15 protein-coding genes are annotated in these 22,083 nt (G+C 37.1%); 8 read left to right on the top strand and 7 right to left on the bottom strand.

The genetic code is table 11. The annotated features are described in order from the left end of the window. The first annotated feature begins 8 nt into the window (after positions 1–8). Together AC1M9H_RS09520 and AC1M9H_RS09515 are read left to right on the top strand one after the other, a co-directional pair. Positions 9–2,141: a peptidase domain-containing ABC transporter gene (locus AC1M9H_RS09520; protein ID WP_481613268.1), complete on the top strand. Its 2,133-nt coding sequence runs from the start codon at positions 9–11 to the stop codon at positions 2,139–2,141. Next, entirely contained in the window at positions 2,138–3,679 is a 1,542-nt protein-coding gene (locus AC1M9H_RS09515; RefSeq protein ID WP_481613267.1) for a TolC family protein, read from the top strand. The genes AC1M9H_RS09520 and AC1M9H_RS09515 overlap by 4 nt, the downstream gene beginning before the upstream one ends. Positions 3,680–3,737: 58 nt before the next feature. Here AC1M9H_RS09515 and AC1M9H_RS09510 read toward each other — a convergent pair whose 3' ends face one another. From AC1M9H_RS09510 to AC1M9H_RS09500, 3 genes are all read right to left on the bottom strand, one after another. Further along, on the bottom strand, positions 3,738–5,075 hold the full coding sequence (locus AC1M9H_RS09510; RefSeq protein ID WP_481613266.1) for a CitMHS family transporter: 1,338 nt from the start codon (positions 5,073–5,075) through the stop codon (positions 3,738–3,740). A gap of 338 nt (positions 5,076–5,413) precedes the next feature. Further along, positions 5,414–6,736, bottom strand: a complete 1,323-nt coding sequence (gene paeA, locus AC1M9H_RS09505) for a polyamine export protein PaeA (RefSeq protein WP_481591656.1) — start codon at positions 6,734–6,736, stop codon at positions 5,414–5,416. Positions 6,737–6,877: 141 nt separating this feature from the next. Continuing rightward, on the bottom strand, positions 6,878–7,870 hold the full coding sequence (locus AC1M9H_RS09500; RefSeq protein WP_035268043.1) for a LysR family transcriptional regulator: 993 nt from the start codon (positions 7,868–7,870) through the stop codon (positions 6,878–6,880). Positions 7,871–8,551: 681 nt separating this feature from the next. Between AC1M9H_RS09500 and AC1M9H_RS09495 the strand changes: the two genes are divergently transcribed. Together AC1M9H_RS09495 and AC1M9H_RS09490 are read left to right on the top strand one after the other, a co-directional pair. Further along, entirely contained in the window at positions 8,552–10,153 is a 1,602-nt protein-coding gene (locus AC1M9H_RS09495) for an isocitrate lyase (RefSeq protein ID WP_035267987.1), read from the top strand. Positions 10,154–10,348: 195 nt separating this feature from the next. Continuing rightward, on the top strand, positions 10,349–10,936 hold the full coding sequence (locus AC1M9H_RS09490) for a 1-acyl-sn-glycerol-3-phosphate acyltransferase (RefSeq protein ID WP_481613265.1): 588 nt from the start codon (positions 10,349–10,351) through the stop codon (positions 10,934–10,936). Positions 10,937–10,967: 31 nt separating this feature from the next. On the opposite strand, the gene AC1M9H_RS09485 is transcribed toward AC1M9H_RS09490, so the two are convergent. The 4 genes from AC1M9H_RS09485 to trpS all read right to left on the bottom strand — a co-directional run bounded on the left by AC1M9H_RS09485 (position 10,968) and on the right by trpS (position 15,641). Continuing rightward, positions 10,968–11,705: a sulfite exporter TauE/SafE family protein gene (locus tag AC1M9H_RS09485; RefSeq protein ID WP_481613264.1), complete on the bottom strand. Its 738-nt coding sequence runs from the start codon at positions 11,703–11,705 to the stop codon at positions 10,968–10,970. Positions 11,706–11,874: 169 nt separating this feature from the next. Next, positions 11,875–13,584, bottom strand: coding sequence for a flotillin family protein (locus AC1M9H_RS09480; RefSeq protein WP_481590511.1), 1,710 nt, complete (start codon positions 13,582–13,584; stop codon positions 11,875–11,877). Between the two features lie 18 nt (positions 13,585–13,602). After that, a complete protein-coding gene (locus tag AC1M9H_RS09475) occupies positions 13,603–14,241 on the bottom strand; it encodes a YqiJ family protein (RefSeq protein ID WP_481613263.1) in 639 nt (212 codons plus the stop codon). A gap of 386 nt (positions 14,242–14,627) precedes the next feature. Further along, positions 14,628–15,641, bottom strand: a complete 1,014-nt coding sequence (trpS, locus tag AC1M9H_RS09470) for a tryptophan--tRNA ligase (protein WP_092767023.1) — start codon at positions 15,639–15,641, stop codon at positions 14,628–14,630. A gap of 202 nt (positions 15,642–15,843) precedes the next feature. On the opposite strand from trpS, the gene AC1M9H_RS09465 reads away from it, so the two are divergent. The 4 genes from AC1M9H_RS09465 to AC1M9H_RS09450 all read left to right on the top strand — a co-directional run. Next, positions 15,844–16,767 (top strand): DUF808 domain-containing protein, encoded by a 924-nt coding sequence (locus AC1M9H_RS09465; RefSeq protein WP_092767024.1) that lies wholly within the window; start codon positions 15,844–15,846, stop codon positions 16,765–16,767. A gap of 55 nt (positions 16,768–16,822) precedes the next feature. Then, the gene (ypfJ, locus tag AC1M9H_RS09460; RefSeq protein WP_092767025.1) at positions 16,823–17,722 is read left to right on the top strand and encodes a KPN_02809 family neutral zinc metallopeptidase; all 900 of its coding nucleotides are present in this window, start codon (positions 16,823–16,825) and stop codon (positions 17,720–17,722) included. Between the two features lie 204 nt (positions 17,723–17,926). Beyond that, entirely contained in the window at positions 17,927–19,426 is a 1,500-nt protein-coding gene (locus tag AC1M9H_RS09455; RefSeq protein ID WP_481613262.1) for a cation:proton antiporter, read from the top strand. 577 nt (positions 19,427–20,003) lie between these two features. Continuing rightward, the coding region (locus tag AC1M9H_RS09450) for an Ig-like domain-containing protein (RefSeq protein ID WP_481613261.1) at positions 20,004–22,083 on the top strand (2,080 nt) is incomplete at its 3' end.

Below are 22,083 nucleotides of genomic sequence, written 5' to 3'. Positions count from 1 at the left end.
GAAATAACATGCAGATATTAGACAAAATTTCTCTTGGATTTGGACGGAAAATTCCAACCATTTTACAGACGGAAGCGACAGAATGTGGATTAGCCTGTATTGCGATGATTGCGCATTATTATGGCTATGAGTCTGATTTATTAACGTTAAGACGTCGTTTTTCAGTTTCTCAAAAGGGTTCAAATCTCAATCAGCTGATCAAAATTAGTAATCAGTTGAAAATGGTAACACGCCCATTAAAGCTGGATTTAGAAGATTTAGATCAGCTTAAAACCCCGTGTATTTTACATTGGGATTTCAACCACTTTGTGGTATTGCAAGAAGTCAGTGCCAATAAAGTCACGATTTTAGATCCAGCATCTGGTAAACGTGTACTGACACTCAATGAGGTGTCTGAACATTTTACGGGTGTTGCATTAGAGCTTTGGCCAGATACTGAATTTGAAAAAAAAGAAGATAAAAATCAGATTCAGCTTAAAGGTCTAATCGGTCATGTTCGTGGTTTATGGAAATCTCTCGGGCAAATTTTAATCTTGGCCTTAGCCTTAGAAGTTTTTTCATTAATTAGCCCATTTTTTATGCAATGGGTGATCGACCATGTGATCGTATCTGCAGATCGGGATCTCTTAACGATACTGGCTATTGGGTTTGGCATGTTGATGTTGCTTCAGCAGTTTATCGGGCTACTTCGTTCTTGGATCATGATGTATATGAGCACACATTTAAGTGTGCAGTGGCAAGCCAACGTCTTTAATCACATGATTAATGTTCCTGTCTCTTATTTTGAAAGACGATCACTCGGTGACATTGTTTCGCGATTTGGATCAATTGGGAACATTCAAATCACGCTCACCACAACGTTCTTAGCTGCGATTCTTGATGGATTAATGACAGTATTTACGTTGATTTTAATGTTTGTATACAGTCCGAAGTTAGCTTGGATTGCAATTTTTACCATGGGCTTATACGCCTTAATCCGATGGATTTGGTATGCACCTTTGAAGCGAGCGACTGAAGCGCAAATTATTCATGCAGCGAAGCAAAGCAGCCATTTTATGGAAACCGTGCGTGGGGCAAAAACCATAAAACTGTTCCAGCGACAAGATGTTCGCCGTTCGACTTGGTTAAATCTTATGGTCAATCAAGTGAATGCCGGATTAACCACCCAAAAGCTGGGGTTGGGATTCTCATTGGCGAATGGAGTCTTATTTGGGATTCAGAACATTCTAATTATTTGGTTAGGTGCCACATTGGTATTGGAGGGTAATTTTACAGTTGGTGTGCTGATGGCATTTATGGCGTATAAAGGCCAATTTGATAGTCGAGTTGCAGGACTAATCGATAAGTTTATCGAAGTTAAAATGCTTCAAATTGATGTAGAGCGTTTATCCGATATTGTGTTAACAGAACAAGAAAAATTATACGGTGATGCTGAAATCACAAATGTAGATCAGGTTGAGAATGCAATTGAAGTCGAAAATCTGCACTTTAAATATTCAGAAAATGACCCATATGTACTCAAGGGGATTAGTTTTAAGATTCCCCAAAATCAATCTGTCGCCATTGTCGGGGCAACAGGTTGCGGTAAGACCACACTGCTACATGTTCTGTTAGGCGTATTTAAACAGAATGAAGGTGAAGTCAAAATTATGGGGCGTGACTTTGAACAATTAGGATTAAACGCTGTGCGAGATCAAGTCGCGACAGTGTTACAAGATGACATTCTATTTGCTGGTTCAATCGCAGAAAACATTTGCTTTTTTGATTCAAATCCAGACATGCAATGGGTACAAGAATGTGCAGCCTATGCCGCAATTCATGATGACATTAGCCGTATGCCAATGGGATATCAAACCTTAGTAGGTGATATTGGTAATATGTTGTCAGGAGGACAAAAACAAAGAATTTTATTGGCTCGTGCTATCTATAAAAAACCAAAGATTTTATTTATGGATGAGGCGACCAGTAGTTTAGACGTATTAAAAGAACAAGAGGTCAATGCAAATCTCAAGCATTTGAATATTACCAAATTGATTATTGCACACCGTCCAGAAACGATTTCATCTGCTGAGCGGATTATCGCTTTACAAGATGGCGTGATTGTCCGTGATATGTTGACCAAGGATTTGCAACCTAAATGAAAATTCCATACATCGCTTTCATTGTTGTTGCTGGGTCGCTATTCGGACATAGTTCATTGGCTTATGCAGAGAGTTGGTTGTCAAAACTGACTCCAAATATAAAAAAACAAAGCAAGACTTTATGGTTTGATGAGCTCACGGCACAGCGTAAAGCCCGCGAGAATGAGACAAAACGTAAGCAAATAGAACAACAACTCAATCAAAGTGTGTCACTTGACCTTCAAAATCAGAAAATGTTAAGTCAACCTCAACATTGTTTATCTCAAAATAGTCTCAAGAATGAACAGCAGATAGAGCTCCTTGATGCCATTGAACGTGCAGTTTGTCGTAATCCTGAGACAAAAAGTACTTGGGTACAAACGCGTATTCAAGCTGCTCAGCTTAAAATCTCTAAAGCAAATTATTATCCTCAAGTGAATAGCACCTTGAATTACGATTGGTCACGTGATGATAATCAAGTAAAAGATCGTCCTGTTTTGAGTTATGACACTGACTTACGCCGTTACGGACTTGGAATAAGAGCCAATTGGCTACTTTATGATTTTGGTAGTCGATTTTATCAAGCAGAAGAAGCCGAAAAATTATTAGCGATGTCTTTGGCACAGCATGATGTTGCTTTGCAAAATATGATCATCAAAACGATTTCGACTTATTATCAAATTATTCAGGCTGAGTTAAAGTTAAATAATATTAATGAGTTGGTTGTACTTGCAGAAAAAAACTATGAAATTGCAAATGCTCGATATCGTGCGGGTGTTGGTATCAAATCAGATGCATTACAAATGTCCGCAAATTTGGCGAAAGCAAAGTCAGATCAAACTAAATTTTTAGGTGATTTAAAAATAGCAAAAGGACTTTTAGCATCATTAATGGGTGAGCCTGCATACCAAAATTTCAAAATTAATAATCAATTAAAAATTCCAAAAGAGCTAGATCTTAAACCGATTGAAATCCTCATTCAGGATGCTGAAAAAATGCATCCAAAGTTTAAAGCTGCACAGTATGATTCACTCGCAGCTGAAAATAAAATTAAGGCAATACAGCGGTCTAGATATCCATCTATTAGTTTTAATGGCATTTATGATCAGCAAAAACAAACGAGTGAAAGTTATGGAAGTGATCGCCAATCTCTACAAGCGGGTGTGCAAGTCAATTTCCCATTGTTTGATGGTTATAATCGAAAAAATCAAATTGTCATTGCTCAAGAAAACTTAAAATTAAAGCTATTAGAGCAGGAGAGATTGAACCTTGAAATTAATGCTGAAATCTGGAAAAACTATAATGAGCTAAATGCAATTCATGACAATATTAAGGCGCTAACGATATTGAATCAAAGTGCTTCAGAAGCCTATGAAGTCGCTCAAGGACGTTATAAAGCGGGTGTAGGAAATTTACTAGAAGTGCTTAATGCTCAGAATGTGTTAAGTGAAGCAAAAATGAATTATTCCACCTTGTTGACAGAGTTTTTAGTGGTGAGGTATCAACTTCTATCTAACATGGGAAATTTGAATATTTGGAATGAGACACGAGCTCAATAAGTTTTTATAAATAAGAGAATGGAGTGATCAAAAAATCACTCCGAAACTCGAGATACAATTAAATAGCAGAATATAATGGGAACATCCCAAATATTAATCCACTTGCAAGCATCACTAAGCACGTAATAATCGCCCATTTAATGGTAAATTTTTGGTGTTGACCAAACTCAATCCCAGCAAGCCCGCAGAGTAAAAAGGTAGATGGAACTAAGGGTGAGAGCAGATGAACGGGTTGACCAACAATCGATGCACGTGCCATTTCCACAGGAGAGATGCCATAATGTGCTGCAGCTTCAGATAAGATGGGCAGAACACCATAGTAAAAAGCATCATTTGACATAAAGAACGTTAAAGGCATGCTTAAAACGGCTGTGATTGGTGCCAAATATGGACCCATACTATCTGGAATAATCGCTACTAACTCTTTTGACATGGCATCGACCATACCCGTGCCAGTGAGCAAACCCGTAAAAATACCTGCGGCAAAAATAATACCAACGACATTTAAAGCACTACCAGCATGATGAGCGACTAGGCTTTTTTGCATATCAATATCACGGTAGTTCACAACTAATGCAATACACAATGCAATCATAAATAAAATAGGCATAGGCAAAATACCCATGACTAGGCTGACCATCAGTGCGAGAGTCAATAATCCATTAAACCATCTCAAATGCGCTCGATTCGCCTCTGGGTTTGATGAAATTTGAATATTGTCGCCATGGCTAATATCCAACTCCATGATGCCTAATCTTTTACGCTCCATTCGACCATACATGGTTCCTAAAAAGTATAACCAAGCAATGGCGAACAGCATCGGTAAAATCATCGGAACAAACACATCGCTAGGATCAACGTGGAGTGCACTTGCCGCACGTGCAGTAGGTCCACCCCATGGCGTTAAATTCATGATTCCACTGGCTAACATCATGAGACAGGCCATAATTAAAGGGCTCATGCCTAATCGCTTGTAAAGCGGTAACATGGCAGCAACACAGATCATATAAGTGGTAGAGCCATCACCGTCTAAAGACACGATCAATGTTAAGGTAATCGTACCTAATACTACTTTGAGGGGATCACCTTTTACTAATCTGAGAATAAATTTCACTGATGGATCGAATAAACCTGTATCAATCATGATGGCAAAATACAAGATAGCAAATAGCAACATGACGCCGGTAGGTGCTAACTTTTTAACACCATCTAACATCATTTCACCAAGTTCATTAAGTTGAATATGATTCAAACTATCTACAAAAAAACCTAATCCATATGCAATTAGCGCAAAAAGAACGGGAATAAGCGTGAGTGCGACGAGGGGAGTCATACGTCTAGACATAATGAGGTACATAAAGCACAAAATCATGCCCAAACCAAGCAAGGTCAACATGGATCTATCCTTAGATTAGCGTTTTAATCAATATTGTTTCAATTACAGTATTTGTTATCTTCGAAAACGCCGACCATCTTAGAGAAATTTATGATTAATCTAAATATTGTTTAGAAAATATTAAAATAACCATAATTTTTATAAAAAATAGTAGTTAAAATTCATGAGTTTAAAATTCATATTTTGTGATTGGAGACATTAAACATGATTTTTAAGTGTGATAGTTGTAATAAAAATTGAGTATAAATTCTAATTTCAATGATTAATGAAGGTGTAAACTCTAAAATTTTGTTAGATAAACTGAATAAAAAAAATCCACCTGAGTGGTGGATAGTGTCTTATTCAAAAGTTGATTCTAATTCTGCTTTTTCATCAAGTAATCTGGTCACGAGTAGTTGGTCAATTTTAAAATGGTCAACATCGACCACCTCGAATTTATAACCATTAAATACTACACTATCAGCAGGACGTGGAATCTTACGAAGTTTAAACATCATAAACCCAGCTAAAGTTTCATAGTTTTCATCATCAGGCATTTCATCAATTTCTAATGCATGCTTGACATCTTCAATAGGTGTACTGCCTTCAATCAGCCAAGAATGATCATCCCGCTTGATAATTTGAAGATCTTCATCCGTTGGCGTAACCCAGTCACCCATCACGGTAATCATAATATCAGATAGGGTAATAACACCAACCACCAAGGCATATTCATTGATCACAACGGCAAACTTTTCTTTACTAGATCTGAAGCGATCAAGTAATTCTGACAGTGTAAGTGTATCTGGAATCGTTAATACATTACGGATAGTGGATTCATTCAACTGATTAAATTTTTGATTATTTAAAATGCGAATCAAGATATCTTTAGCATCAACATAGCCAATCACTTGATCAATATTTTCATTGCAGACTAAATATTTTGAATAGGGAAATTCAGCCAGTTTTTGACGAATACTTTCTTCTGATTCATTGATGGTAAAGAAAACTACGTTTTCACGTGTAGTCATGCTAGAAGGAACATTTCGTTCTTCAAGTTCAAATACATTTTCAATAAAGTGATGTTCTTGTTTTTGTAAGACACCTGCTTGTGCTCCTGCATCCATTACCGCGGAAATATCATCAAAAGTAATATTATCATCACGAGTAGTATTTACTTTGAATAAACGGAATAAGAGGTTGGCAATTGCATTGATAAACCAAGCTAATGGACGACAAACAGTAATGAATACCTGAATAGGATTAATTAAAGAGACAGCGATTTTTTCAGGTGCAATCATTGCCAATCGTTTAGGCATAAGATCAGCAAATAAAATAAACAGTGATGTCACTAAAGTAAATGACAATGCAAAACCAATTGATTGTGACCAAGGACCATCATAGAAACGATCGACCAAAATCACAAAATAAGGTCTAAATGCAGCTTCACCTAAAATCCCCCCCAAAATTGCAATAGCATTTAAGCCGATTTGCGAGGCAGCAAAGAAATCAGCTGAATTCTCTTGAAGCGTAAGCACTTTTTGTGCACGATCATCACCAGACTCAGCCAAAATTTTCAGTTTCACTTTACGTGATCCTGCAAGTGCGATTTCACTTAATGATAAGAATCCAGCTCCAGCAATCAAAATCATAATGATCACGAAATTCTGAAAGAGGCTCACACGAACACCTTTGTTTTTAAATTATTTATGAGGAAAGTTTTATCACAAAAAACATAGAGGTAGTGAATTTTTACACTACCTCAATATCATAGTTATTGAGTAAAAAATTTTAAAGTATTGATTTAAATCAGCTCTACTCAATCAAAATTGTGAGAAGTGGGTATTGTTATTTGAAAGAAATTCACGATTTTCTTCCTCAGTCATTTGACGAGCAACATATAAAATCAACTGACGTAACCAACGATGAGCAGGATGATGATGTAATAGAGGGCACCACGCCATTTTGAGTTCAAATTCAGGAATGTAAAATGGAGGGTCTTTGAGCATCAAGTTTTGACTTTTAGCTTGTAGGCGAGCGATTTTCGTCGGTAATGTCGCAATGAGATCGACATTAGACGCTAATAAACCTGGCATTTGATAATGACGTGTAAATACCGAAATTTTGCGTTTTTGACCAATACGCTCTAAAGCTTGATCAATCCAACCTAAACCGGCTTGTTTCTCTGGGTTAACACCAAATCCTACACCCATCCCAGTTTTAGAAACCCAGATATGTTGCGCATCTAGATAACTTTTAAGATTCAAATTATTTACGGCAGGATGCTTATTATTCAGTAAGCATGAAAAGCTGTCACGCCACACCAGAACCTGATGAAAACTTTGTGGTATTTCGTTGAAACGGTTGATGGCAAGATCAACTTTACCTTGTTCCATATCACGATAAGATACATCACTCGGTGTTAGAAAATCTAAAACAACATTTGGTGCTTCTGAACGCAGAGCCTTAACTAAGCGAGGCACAAGTGTCGCTTCAGCATAATCTGAAGTCATGATGCGGAAAACACGATTTGACGTATAAGGTCTAAATTCTGTTCGTGGTTCTAAGATCATAGATAGATCAGAAAGGGCATCACGAATACGAGGCTGTAGTTCTAAAGCCCTTTCTGTAGGAGTCATTCCTTCAGAAGAGCGAATTAAAAGCGGATCATTAAATAAGTTACGAAGACGACGTAAAATATTACTCATTGCAGGCTGAGTAACACCCAATTGTTCTGCTGCACGTGTAACATTCTTCTCTCGCAAAAGAACATCTAAGTAAATTAAGAGATTGAGATCAACCCGCTCAAGATTCATAAAAAAAATACCGAAAATAAATTTTTGAAATCGTGGAGAATTATGCCATAAGCGCTTAGGTTTGTGTGTTTTTATGCTGATTTTTTCAGCAGAATTTAACATATATTCATCAAATTTACGTTATTTTTGTCATAAGGCAGTACCTATACATTTATTTAAGAAATAGGGCTTTAGTTGTTTTTGAAATTACCATGCTATGTTCTAAATTGTTTTTAGGTTTATCTCAATTTAAATGCTTTATTGTTGATTCCATCAATATGGTTCACAGTTTAAAAAATATTCATTTAAAACTAACAGTTTATTAATGATGCTCTGTCAGAAAAGTCAATTGAAGGGTAAAATCTAAAGATGTTTGAAGAAAAAATAAACGTAATTGTGAGCTTGATACTTAAGTCTAATGAATAAGAATTACTCAAATTGTGTTAAAAGTGTACAAATACTTATTTTATAAATTTTATTAAAATCAATAATTTATTGAATGGTATTTCATTTATATTACGACTTTAATCTACATATTTTTTAAATAAATACTGAGAATTAAACGAAAATATTGGATTAATTTCTAGAGTCAATCTAAGCTAAGTCCATAGCAACGAAGCGCTCTAAATCTGAACAATTAATACCGAGTAGATTTAGTCCTTCGATTGATAAATCCTAAAATTATATACAGGGTAAAATATCATGACTACATACCAAACAGCGATTGATGCAATCCGCGAATTAAAAGCAAAATTCGGCAACACTTGGGCAGACATCAGTCCTGAAGATGCTGCACGTATGCAACTTCAAAACCGTTTCAAAACTGGTTTAGATATTGCGAAATACACAGCTGCGATTATGCGTCGTGATATGGCTGCTTATGATGCTGATTCTAGCAAATATACTCAATCTTTGGGTTGCTGGCATGGTTTCATCGCACAACAAAAAATGATTGCGAACAAAAAATACTTCGGCACTACTGAACGCCGTTACATCTACCTTTCTGGTTGGATGGTTGCTGCACTTCGTTCTGAGTTTGGTCCACTTCCTGACCAATCTATGCACGAAAAAACTTCAGTTCCTGCATTGATCGAAGAAATCTACACATTCTTACGTCAAGCAGACGCAAAAGAATTAAACGACTTATTCCGTGCACTTAAAAAAGCGCAAGAAGCGGGTGATACTGCTAAAGCTGCTGAAATCACTTCACAAATCGACAACTTCCAAACTCACGTTGTGCCAATTATTGCCGACATCGATGCTGGTTTCGGTAACGAAGAAGCAACTTACTTACTTGCAAAGAAAATGATCGAAGCGGGTGCATGTGCACTTCAAATCGAAAACCAAGTTTCTGACGCGAAACAATGTGGTCACCAAGCAGGTAAAGTAACTGTTCCACACGAAGACTTCATTGCGAAAATCCATGCACTTCGCTATGCATTCTTAGAAATGGGTCTTGACGACGGTATCATCGTTGCACGTACTGACTCTGAAGGCGCTGACTTGACTCAAAAAATCCCAGTGGTTAAAGAGCCAGGCGATATCGCTTCTCAATACATCAGCTACTTAGACACTACTGAAATTGATATTTCAGAAGCGCAAGAAGACGAAATCCTAATCAAACGTGATGGTAAATTACACCGTCCTAAGCGTTTAGCTTCTGGTCTATATCAATTCCGTGAAGGTACTCAAATTGACCGTGTTGTACTTGACTGTGTAACAAGTTTACAGAACGGTGCTGACCTTCTTTGGATCGAAACTGCAACGCCAAACGTTGAAGAAATCGCTCACATGGTGAACCGTGTTCGTGAAGTTGTGCCAAATGCAAAACTTGTTTATAACAACTCACCATCATTCAACTGGACGTTAAACTTCCGTCAACAAGCTTACGACCGTTGGGTTGCTGAAGGTAAAGACGTATCTGCTTACGACCGTGCTAAGTTAATGAGCGCTGAGTATGACAATACTGAATTAGCTGCTGATGCTGATGCGAAGATCCGTACGTTCCAAGCTGATGCTTCTCGTGAAGCAGGTGTATTCCATCACTTGATTACACTTCCGACTTACCACACTGCTGCGCTTTCTACACATGAGCTTGCAGAAGGTTACTTCGGTTCTGAAGGTATGTTGGCTTATGTTGCTGGTGTACAACGTAAAGAAATCCGTGGTGGTATCGCTTGTGTTAAACATCAAGCAATGGCTGGTTCAGACATCGGTGATGACCATAAAGAAATCTTCGCTGGCGACAACGCGCTTAAAGCGGGTGACGATGCGAAAAATACAATGAACCAATTCTCTGCATAAGCACTGAACTAATTCAAAAAAACCCTGCGTAAGCAGGGTTTTTTTATTGTTAATGAAATTATTTAACTAAATTACATGAGCCAATTTAATTGATGTATAGATAGAAAAACAGCGGTAGTAAAACCTAATACATATTTTGAATAAAAGTAATGCCAAAGCTGTTACAATCCCGAAAATTTACATTTGTATATTTATATGTTTGAAAAATTTGCTGAACAGAGTTTAAATGCATTAGGTTGGGAAATTGATAACCATTGGCCCTTAGATTTAGACCAATGTGTCATGATTGCTGCACCACACACCAGTAACTGGGATGCTTTATACGCGCGATTAGCGCTCAAAGCTTTAGGTGTAAATGTCAGAATTACAATCAAAGACAGCTATATGAAGTTTCCATTTGGTCCTTTTGTCCGGGCTATGGGAGGGATCGGAATTAATCGCCGACCAAAGAAAGAGGGAGAGGAAAGAGCAAGCATGGTGCAATTAATGGCAGATCTTTTTAAAGATCATCCAAAATTGGTCATGTTGGTGACGCCCGAGGGAACAAGGTCAAAACAAGAAAAATGGAAAACGGGTTTTTACCATGTGGCAATTACAGCGAATGTCCCAATCGCTTTAGCATATATGGATTACAGTCAAAAAAAATGCGGTGTAGGTAAAATTATTTATCCTACTGGAGATATAGAAGTGGATATGGCAGAAATTATGGAATTTTATTCAAAGATTTCAGCTAAATTCCCCGAAAAATTTAGTGTTGACCAACGATATTCACACAACAGTTAATATATGGAGAAGGCAGAACAATCTGCCTTTTTTAATACAAGAAAATTGCGTTTAAGGTTAAAATAAAGCCTGAAAAAAACAATAAAGTTAAGACAATCGACTTAAATTTTTGCTCAGATATTTGATAAAAAATTTTTGCTCCAATGATCGCTGGTAGGCTGACCGTGAAGATCAAAATCCACAAATAGGACAAGTGATTTACGTTAATGGTCTGGTTAAATAAATAGATGAGCAAAGTAAACAGTTGAATGGCGAAATTAAAATGTCGAAGAATGTTGCGTTGCTCATGTTTAGGAAGTTGTTTTAGCATCACCCAAGCTGAGGGAATTGCACCACAGAATCCACCGAGCCCACCTAAAATTCCACCCAAAAAACCAATCAAGCCGTCCATCCTGAGTTCGGTATCTTTTAAGCAATGTAGTTGGGGACTAAAGAACATGAGTGGACACCAAATTAATAAAAATATCCCAAGTAGTAATTTGAACGTGTCTGCATTGATATAATGAAGCAAAAAAGTACCCAAAGGTACCCCAATTAAGCCAGCGATAATATAGACCCAAACGATAGAGGGCTTTATAAAGGTTCTTGGTTCTTTATACATTGAAATGATATGACACCATAGTGATGCACAAACGACCAAGGGGGCGGTGATCTGAGGCGGTAGAATCCATACCCAAAAAGACATCGCAATAAGAGCGAAGGCAAAACCTGTGAGTCCTTGAATAAATCCAGCAAAAATTGCGCCTAGAATAAAGATACATAATGTCATAAGGTGACTGCATCAATTGCTAAAGCAGGAGTAAAAGAAAAATGCATGAGATCGTCGGATAAGGAAAACTGATCAATCCTAAAATAATATTTGTTATCTTAAAAATAATAAGAACAGCAATAGCTAGCAGTAAAGCGAATAAAAGCCCTGAAAATCAGGGCTTTTATTATTAATTGGAGTTAGGTTTTAGGTTTTGTGTTAGACCGTTGATGTCCCCACCCTGAATACCAAGTTCACTCATTAAGCTGTCAATAAGAGGTGCTTGCGAACGATATCTAAGTGCGCTATTCACCACTTGATCTGAAAGTGCAACGGATTGTGATTGATCTGCTTGATCAGCTGAAGTTGTGGCGCCAGTAATGCCACCAAGACCATTCACTTGTAATATCTTGATATCATCAATATTTTCCATTGGTTTAACACTTTCACGGATGATTTCAGGCAAATACTTCAAAAGTGCCAAACGAATTTGCATCTCAACTTGTTCACTTGACAAAATATTATTTGCTTCATTGACTGCGCGTGTCCCTTCAGCATCGACTTGGTATTGTTTTTCTAAAGCTTGAGCCAAAAGAATTTTAGCATCAGCTTCACCTTTAGCTTTCAAGCGGACTTTTTCAGCTTCTGCTTCAGCCGCAGTACGAACAGCTTCAGCCTCATCTACAGCAGCTTGTTTTGATGCCTCGGCAGCCACAGTAATTGAAATAGCATCAGTTTCTGCAGCCTGTTTTGCAGCAACAAGTTCAACCGCTTTAATACGCTCAGCTCGCTGTGTTTCACGAACAGTCACAACTTCTTCCTCAGCTTTCACTGCTTGCGCACGAGCTTGGTCAGCAAGTGCTTTGGCTTCAGATTCAGCACGAGATTTCTCGGCAATCGCGATTGCGCGATCTTGTTCCGCAAGTTCAATGGTTTTCTTTTGTTCTACTTGCGCTTGTTCAATAATTTGTGCTTTTTGAATATTTTGATTTTCGACATCACGTGCAGCTGAAATACGTTTTAATTCAATTTCACGTTCTGCAGCGATTTGGGCTTCTTCTGCCTCACGCTTTTTGGCAGCTTCTTGTGTTGCAATTTCAGCAAGTTGTTCAGCTTTTCGAATCGAAATTTCACGCTCTTGTTGCATCTTTGCGTATTCTTCTTCACGCAGGATTTGAAGGCGAGCTTGTTCAGCCTCTAAATTTTTCGCTTTAATGGCTAAGTCAGCATCTTGTTCAATATCGTTACGTTTTTTTCGTCGATCTTCAATAGTTTCTGTTAATTTTGTTAAACCTTCTGCATCAAATGCATTTTGTGGGTTAAAAAATTTAAAGCTGGTCTGATCAAGTCCTGTTAAAGATACAGTTTCGAGTTCTAAACCATTTTTGAACAGATCTTCTGAAACTACTTGTTGAACTTTCTGAACGAAGTCGACACGTTTTTCATGTAACTCTTCCATAGCCATTTCTGCTGCTACTGCACGCAGGGAATCTACAAATTTACCTTCAACCAAATCTTTTAATTCATTTGGTGACATGGTTTTTTGACCCAAAGTTTGTGCTGCGGTAGCAATTGATTCAGCTGTTGGCTTAACACGAACATAGAACTCAGCCATCACATCTACACGCATTCGATCACGCGTAATCAAGGCTTGATCAGCTGCACGTTTAACTTCTAAGCGAAGGGTATTCATATTGACAGGAATGACTTCATGTAAAACAGGAAGCACAATTGCACCACCTCCTAGTATAACTTTTTCCCCACCAAATCCAGTTCTGACAAATGAAACTTCCTTGCTAGAGCGTTTATATAGTCGTGCAATAATGGTTCCGATGACAACCAGTGCAATGAGAATAAGTCCTGCAATTATAATAATTTGATAAAAACTTGAACTAAACATTTTTTTCTCTAAGTTGATTTATTGTGAAATTGCTTGAAAGCCTTTGAGACTACGTTGTGTAAGTAAGACTTGCTGACCTTGTACGAATATTTCGTCAGCTTCAGGTTCGACTAAAATGTAATGTGTTTTACCAAAGCGATCTTTGAGTTTTGCTTGCGCAGGATAGTGCAGTCGAGCAGTGCCTAAAATGATTTCTGCTCGAAGTCCAATTAAATCGTCGCTATGAATTGCTGTGGTTTCATCTTTAGGGATGATCTTTACTATCCATCTTGAGAATAGCCGTACGAATGGCATACAGACCACAAGTACCAGTGGAGTAATGAGCCAGACTGTTAAAAATGATCCAAATACATGATGGATGATAGATTGGGCTAATAAGCCAACAATTGAAAAGGTCGTGAGAAAGATGATCAGCCAAATTAATACAGGAATACGTCCAAGATAAAGCCAATCTAAAAATTGAATCCAAATACTAGATTGATGGTCAACGATCATTTCAGGAGAAGAATCTAATGAACTAGGTAGAAATTGCTCTAAAAATCCTTGACTACTGAGACCTGTTATTAATAGAAAGACTTCAAGAATGCCTATAAAAAACATCAAGCAGATACTAATACTGAAGAATAGGTTCGACGGATTTATAAACATGTCCCACATGGGTAGTCTCTTATAGATATTAGAGTTTTTATCAAATTTTAATCAAAATAATAAAATAAAGTGACCTAATTATCAATTATATAATATTGATTTCATTTTGAATGGATTCAACAAAAAAAATACGCAGTGATTGGGGTGATCACTGCGCAGAACAACGAATCTGCTTACACAGTTTCGGTTAAGGAGAAATGTTATGAATTTTGGGGGTATTCATAACAGTAATTAAATGATATTCAATTTCATTTAGCAACTCATTGGTAGTCGGGTTAAAACGTGTAAGATTACGTTAATAAGTTTAATTGAAGGTTAATTTTAATTAGGTTAATAAATAGCTATAAAAAAAGCCGCAATGTGATGCGGCTTTAAGTGTGCTTATTTTTTAGGGATTAAAATTTAAAAACACCTAATCCAGCTTTGACTTCATCCAATGTTGCTTGCGTAATATCACGACACTTGTCTGTACCAGTTTTTAAGATATCCATAATATAATCAGGATCCTTAGCAAGCTCCATACGACGTTCACGAATAGGCGTGATCAACTCTTTTAAAACACCTTCAAGGCGTTTTTTGACTGTACCATCACCTAAACCACCACGACGATAGTGATCTTTAAGCTCTGCTACTTCTTCTGGATTTGGATCAAAAGCATCTAAATAAGTAAATACAACATTACCTTCCACCTGACCTGGATCTTCAATACGAAGATGGTTAGGATCTGTATACATAGCATTTACAGCTTTTTTAATGTCTTTATCAGAAGCATCTAAAACAATTGTATTGCCCAATGATTTAGACATTTTAGCTTTACCATCAAATCCTGGTAATCGACCAACATTCGATAACAAAGCTTTACATTCAGGCAAAAGCTCTTGCCCAATCTGACGATTTAAACGACGAACAATTTCATTTGTTTGTTCAATCATTGGAATTTGGTCTTCACCTACGGGCACAATCGATGCTTTAAAAGCAGTGATATCAGCTGCTTGAGCAACTGGATAGCATAAGAATCCAGCTGGGATGTCACGCTCGAACCCACGCATTTGTATTTCAGACTTAATCGTAGGATTTCGTTCTAGTCTTGAAACTGTGACAAAGTTTAAATAAAGCATGGTCAGCTCATTCAAAGCTGGCAAGCTTGATTGAACGCAAATTGTTGTTTTTGTCGGGTCGATCCCAACAGCGAGATAGTCAGTTGCAACTTCAATAATATTACGTCTAACTTTTTCGAAGTTATCAGCATTGTCTGTAAAAGCTTGTGCATCAGCCAATAATAGATGTTGGTGATGGGAATCTTGCAAACCTACTCGTGAACGTAAAGAACCGACAAAGTGGCCTAAATGAAGTTGTCCAGTTGGACGGTCACCTGTCAAAATAACAGGGCGATTATCTTGATTACTCATTTTCTATACCAAAGTCATCAACACTAGGGCTGAATTTTTAAAATTTCGCAATATTGTACGGCATTATTTTTTTTTATGTCAGCATAAAGCATCGAAAGAATCGAATTAAAAACGCCTTATTTGAGATAGTATTAATAATGTTGATACAGAATAAATTGAAATAGAAGAATAAAATTCCAAAAAACAAAGAAGGATAACAATAATGGCAAATAGTTTATTGGTGCTATTAGATGATATAGCCACCATTCTTGATGATGTTGCGCTGATGAGTAAAATGGCTGCAAAAAAAACGGCCGGTGTATTGGGTGATGACTTGGCACTCAATGCTCAACAAGTTAGTGGTGTGAAAGCCGACCGTGAATTGCCTGTCGTTTGGTCTGTTGCAAAAGGCTCATTTGTTAATAAATTAATTTTGGTTCCATTAGCATTATTAATTAGTGTGATTGCACCTTGGCTTATAAATCCTTTATTGATGTTAGGTGGATTATTTTTATGTTATGAAGGTGTAGAAAAAGTAATTCACTCATTACACCATAAAAAAGCTAAAACATCTGAACAGGCCGAAAAAGAACTCGAAAACTTAAATGTAGATCTAGCAACTTTTGAGAAAGATAAAATCAAAGGCGCGATACGAACAGACTTTATTTTATCTGCTGAAATTATCGTGATTTCATTGGGTACAGTTGCAGCAGCTACTTTTGGAATAAAGGTTGCAGTCTTGTCAGTCATCGCAATTTTAATGACGATTGGTGTTTATGGTTTAGTTGCTATGATTGTTAAAATTGATGATTTGGGATTTTATCTCGTCAAACAAACGTCTACATTGAAACAGAGAATTGGTCAGGGCTTACTTGCTTTTGCGCCTAAACTTATGAAGACACTAACCATTGTCGGAACAATCGCGATGTTCTTGGTTGGTGGTGGTATTATTAATCATACCATCCCATTATTTCATCATTTTACTGAAGATTCCGTCGATTATATTGAACATATTCCAAATGTAGGCAGTATCATCGGTGCTTTAACCCCGACGCTCTTAAACTTTGTCATAGGTTTTATTGCAGGACTTATTGTTTTGGTCGTTGTTTCAGGAATACAAAAACTATGGAACGCTAGAAAAGTTTAGAGTTTGATGAAATAACGTATTATAAGAAGTTATATGATTTAAAAGGGCTGAGATTATGCGTTGGAAAGGCCGGAGAGTAAGTAGTAATTTAGAAGATCGCCGTGGAGGTGGTGGGGCTAAAGCTGGTGGAATTAGTATTCTCGGTTTAGTTGTTGCATTTGTTGCTTGGAAATTTTTTGGGGTTGATCCACAACAAGCCTATCAGGCAACTAAACAAGTGACTTCTAATAATCAGCAACAAGCGATAGGGATTGAAAACCCAACACCCGAGCAACAAGAAACAGCGGCATTTGTTGGTACAGTACTTGCTGATACGGAAGATACATGGACCACCGTTTTTCAAAAACAGGGAATGCAATATCAAGCTCCGAAACTTGTCATGTTTAGTGGCGTAGTTAATTCAGGCTGTGGTACAGCGCAGTCCGCGATGGGGCCATTTTATTGTCCTGCAGACCAAAAAATCTATATTGATACTGATTTTTTTAAAGATATGCGCCAGCAAATGGGTATTTCGGGTGAACGCAATCAATCAGAATTATCTACACAAAATGCTGCTGGTGACTTTGCACAAGCTTATGTGATTGCGCATGAAGTCGGACATCATATTCAAAATCTTTTAGGTATTTCAACTCAAGTCCAACAAGCTAGACAACGAGCTACTGAAGCTCAAGGGAACCAATTATCAGTCCGTTTGGAATTGCAAGCTGATTGTCTAGCTGGTGTGTGGGCAAAAGATACACATCAACGAACTCAATTCTTGGAGCAAGGTGATGTTGAAGAGGCAATGGATGCTGCGCATAAGATCGGAGATGATTATCTGCAAAAAAAGGCGAGAGGACATGTGGTTCCTGATAGCTTTACCCATGGTACAAGCCAACAAAGAATGTATTGGTTCGATCGTGGCATGAAAACAGGTGATGTGAACCAATGTGATACATTCAATACCTCAATCTAAATCTACCAAGCAGAATCGATTGTTTTTCTGCAAAGTTAAAACATGTAGCCTGCTAATAGAATAATTTATTAGGAAGGCTACACATCTTTAAAAAAAAAGGGATTGCGAGTAAACATTCTTTATATAAAATAAATAAATGGCTATAGTTTTTTCATTTAAAATTTAAATGATCTCATTTAAATAAAACATATCATAGAGTGCAAAATGGGCAACTTTTTTTTTCTCCAAGTATTTACAGTGGTTTTTGCCCTCTCAATTGCCACAACCATATTCAATAAACGAATTCTAGGTTTTCCCCAAGCGATAGGGGTGCCAATTGTTTCAGCAATTTTTGTCTTTATTCTGCAATGGGCTGCCAATTTATTAGGGGATAATCGTTTTATCACTATTAATTTGGCAAATATTGAAGAAGCAGTTCGTCATATTGATTTTTATGATTTTCTCGTAAATGGTGTTATTTGCTTCATTCTTACATCGTCGGCATTGAAATTTAAAGTGTCTGATCTAAAAGTGTATTGGAAGCCAATTAGTATTCTTGCCACTATTGCTTTGGTTTTGTGTGCAGCATTGTTTGGTGGATTATTATTTGGATTTCAATATTTGATTGGTAACCCTGTACCAATACTCGTACTTTTATTACTCGGTTCTGCTTTAGGTGCTACAGATCCAATCGGAATCAAAGGGGTACTCAGTTCTGTACGTGCACCACATCATTTAATGGTGAAATTGGAGGGTGAATCACTGTTCAATGATGCAATGTGTATCGCTGTATTTATGACATTGTTGAATGTGCTTGAAGGCGAGCATTTTAGTCTGTTGCTGACACTACAAACACTCCTTTATGAAATTGTGGTAGCTGTAATTATTGGTTTGGTATTTGGTTGGGGGATTTTACGATTGCTTCGCGGGAAGCATGAAATGGAATCATTAATCCTAACGACAGCTTTACTGGCTTGTGGTTCATATTTGGTTGCTTTATTTGCTCATGCATCAGCACCAATCGCATGTGTGATTGGTGGACTTATTGTTGGTAATAAATGGAAAGAAATTTTACAAAATCGTGAAATCCAAGAAGTAAATCACTTTTGGCATACAGTTGAAGGTATCATTAATTCTTTTTTATTTACTTTAATTGGTTTAGAGCTGTTTATTCTTGATCTTAATGCCAGCATGATACTTGGCGGTATTATCGCATTTGTAATTTTACATATTTCACGTTTTGCTGCGAACTTTCTGGCTTTTGCATTCTTCCCATCGTTTCGTAAGAAAAGCTATAACGGTAGCCTAGCAATTTTATCATGGGGGGGAGTAAGAGGGGGGATTTCATTGGCTCTAATTCTTGCGGTTGCTAATGTCCCAGAGTTAAGGCAATACAGTAGTATCTTGATTGGTTATACTTTTATTGTTGTTTTATTATCGGGCGTAGTATGTGGTTTAGGTTTGCCAGCAGTCATGAATGCTTTCTATTACAACCCTAATGAGGAAAAAGAGGGCTTAAAGGGAATATATCAGCGATTATGTAATAAGCTTAATCGTAAAGGATTTAAATATATTGTTGGTGAAGATAGTAAAGGTAATGAGATTATTACGATTTATAATCCTGAAGTGATATTAGATCGGACTTCTGAAGATGGTGTGGCAATCGTCCATCATCCCGCTAAAGCTGAAGAGGTGAAGAAGTTAGAAAATCCAGAAAATTTCTAAAAAAATTATATTTAATTGAGGCAAGCATGATAGTGCTTGCTCTTTTTTTTATGAATTAAGCATGATCAATGCAGAAGATAACAGTGATATTGTTTAAATATTTTATTCAGTTACGCAGAATTTTATCGATGAAATATAAAATTAAAATGTGAAAATTACATCATATTTAAAGCAAATTTTATTTCTTAACTTACTAAAAAGTAAGTATTAATTTTCAATATAAAATGAAAAGTATACTAGTTTACTAACATTAAAATATTAGGTGAGCAAGTTACCGTATGTAGTTAAGCTAAATATAGCAGAAATTATGATAAGTAAGCCTTTGAAATTTGGTGACCTGAAATATCCTAAAAGTAAGTAAAAATATTAATTCTTATGTCATAAGTGTTTGTAAATAAAAGATATATTTTGATTGTGGATGAGCGGTTACAAAAAGCTGATAAAAGACGCAAAATCTATTCGCATTAAATCTTAAAAATGTGATATAAATCTCACTTATAGATAATAGTGTCTATCTTTTTTGTATCTTAGATGTAGAAAGATCGATAAAAATAAAATTTATAAGTGAGAATTTACCATGGCTAATATCTCCGTAATATCTAAAGAGAGTCATCAGGTATTAGAGAATGTCAACTCTAGTCAAGTGGGGCTTAACGAAAACTCTGTAGTTGTCGTTCAAGTATCTAAAGATGATGTAGCTTCAATCACTCGTGATAATAATAATGCTCTAATCAATTTGCGTAATGGTGAAGTGATTGTGATTGAAAACTATTTCAATCCTTCATTTGCTGATAACAGCCTCGTATTCCAAGATGAAAGTGGTCAACTTTATTGGGTAAAATTTACCAATGAAGATGGCTCAATTGCAGAAACAATTCTGTATTACCCAATCGAAGAAATCGAACCTCTTCTTTATTCCGATGATTTTATCGGTGGTATTCTCCCTTGGTTAATTGGTGCTGGTGCAGCTGGTGCAATTGCAGCAGTCGCAGATAATGGTTCTGACTCTAATCCTACGCCTCAGCCAAAGCCAAGTGCATTATTAAATGCACCAATCATCATTGATGATGTGCCAGAGCATATCGGTGAAGTTGCTGATGGTGGTGTAACAAATGATGCTCGTCCAGAAATCAAAGGTTCTGGAGCTCAACCTGGTGCAATCATCAAAATCTATAATGGCGATGAACTAATTGGTGAGACGGTTGCATTGTCTAATGGTGATTGGAGTTTTACACCTGATCAAGATTTAAAAGATGGTATCTATGAGCTTTCTGTCACACAAACTGTAAGTGGTCAAGAAAGTGATAAATCACCGATTAAGACAATCACGCTTGATACTGTCCCACCATCAGACATCACTATTGATGAAATTGGAAATAAGGGTGAAACAAACTCAGAAACACCTAAATTATCAGGTGAAGGTGAGCCAGAATCTAATGTTGAAATAGAAATTAAAGATAAAGATGGGAACGTGGTTGATAAAGAAACTGTTCCTGTTGATAAAGATGGTAAATGGGAATATACACCTGAGAAAAACCTTGATGAAGGTAAATACGAAGTTATCGTAACGCCTATTGATAAATCAGGAAATAAAGGTGAAGAAGAAAAACAAGAATTCAATGTTGACTTAACTCCTCCAGACATAGACATCGATCCAATCCCTACTGATCCTGAACCTGAGGGTTGGGATACAGCAACGAATCAATCAACTTTTGCAATCGCTGCAATCGCAAATACTCTTTCGGAATCGGAGAATAATCCAGTGACTACAACTAAAAATCAAACTCCTACATTTACGGGAACCACTAAAGATAGTGAGAGCGTAAAAGTAGTGATTCGCGATAGTTCAGGTAAGATTATCGCAGAAGGTCCTGCTACAGTGACCAACGGTAAATGGCAGTTTAAATCACCTGTAACATTAGCTGAAGGTGACTATAAACTAGAAGCAACAGCATATGACGCGGCTGGTAATAGTAAAGTCGCTACTTCAAGCTTTACTGTGGATATTACTCCACCTAAAGTAACGATTGAAGAGTTACCACTTACGAACATTGATGCGCCTACCTTTAAAGGTAAAACTGAAGATGGTGCAACACAAGTACGTGTTGAAATCAAGGATGCGGCTGGCAAGGTTGTTCAATCTGCCGTTGTGAATGTTGCAGCCGATGGTAGCTGGACATATAAGCCATCTAAAGCGTTACCAGATGGTACATATAGTGTCGAGGCTTCAGCTCGTGATGCGGTAGGAAATGTAAGTCAACCTGCTAAAACTACGGTTGAAGTTGATACAATCGATCCGGAAATTACAATCGATCCTCTAGAAGATACTAGTGATACAACTCCTGAAATTAATGGTAAGACTGAACCAGGCGCAACAGTAAAAGTTGAAATCTTAGACAAAGATGGCAACCCTGTAGCAACAGGTGATGCGACTGTAGATCCAGAAGGTAACTGGTCGTATACACCGACTGAAGCACTACCAGAAGGTGAATATACAGTTAAAGCTGAAGCGAAAGATAAAGCTGGTAACGTTGGTGAAGCGACATCTAATGGCTCATTTAAAGTTGATACAACTGCACCATCTGATACCGATGTAACGATTGATCCAATTGCGGATACAAACGATACAACACCAGAAATCACAGGTACAACTGAAC

Source organism: Acinetobacter sp. ANC_7512, assembly GCF_056779935.1.
This window is presented reverse-complemented; position numbering and strand designations above follow the sequence as displayed.

What these genes read in the sequence shown, in the direction of transcription:
- AC1M9H_RS09520 (WP_481613268.1), top strand. Translation starts at nt 9, where the DNA reads ATGCAGATATTAGACAAAATTTCTCTTGGATTTGGACGGAAAATTCCA.
- AC1M9H_RS09515 (WP_481613267.1), top strand. Translation starts at nt 2,138, where the DNA reads ATGAAAATTCCATACATCGCTTTCATTGTTGTTGCTGGGTCGCTATTC.
- AC1M9H_RS09510 (WP_481613266.1), bottom strand. Translation starts at nt 5,075, where the DNA reads ATGTTGACCTTGCTTGGTTTGGGCATGATTTTGTGCTTTATGTACCTC.
- AC1M9H_RS09500 (WP_035268043.1), bottom strand. Translation starts at nt 7,870, where the DNA reads ATGAATCTTGAGCGGGTTGATCTCAATCTCTTAATTTACTTAGATGTT.
- AC1M9H_RS09495 (WP_035267987.1), top strand. Translation starts at nt 8,552, where the DNA reads ATGACTACATACCAAACAGCGATTGATGCAATCCGCGAATTAAAAGCA.
- AC1M9H_RS09490 (WP_481613265.1), top strand. Translation starts at nt 10,349, where the DNA reads ATGTTTGAAAAATTTGCTGAACAGAGTTTAAATGCATTAGGTTGGGAA.
- AC1M9H_RS09485 (WP_481613264.1), bottom strand. Translation starts at nt 11,705, where the DNA reads ATGACATTATGTATCTTTATTCTAGGCGCAATTTTTGCTGGATTTATT.
- AC1M9H_RS09480 (WP_481590511.1), bottom strand. Translation starts at nt 13,584, where the DNA reads ATGTTTAGTTCAAGTTTTTATCAAATTATTATAATTGCAGGACTTATT.
- AC1M9H_RS09475 (WP_481613263.1), bottom strand. Translation starts at nt 14,241, where the DNA reads ATGTGGGACATGTTTATAAATCCGTCGAACCTATTCTTCAGTATTAGT.
- trpS (WP_092767023.1), bottom strand. Translation starts at nt 15,641, where the DNA reads ATGAGTAATCAAGATAATCGCCCTGTTATTTTGACAGGTGACCGTCCA.
- AC1M9H_RS09465 (WP_092767024.1), top strand. Translation starts at nt 15,844, where the DNA reads ATGGCAAATAGTTTATTGGTGCTATTAGATGATATAGCCACCATTCTT.
- ypfJ (WP_092767025.1), top strand. Translation starts at nt 16,823, where the DNA reads ATGCGTTGGAAAGGCCGGAGAGTAAGTAGTAATTTAGAAGATCGCCGT.
- AC1M9H_RS09455 (WP_481613262.1), top strand. Translation starts at nt 17,927, where the DNA reads ATGGGCAACTTTTTTTTTCTCCAAGTATTTACAGTGGTTTTTGCCCTC.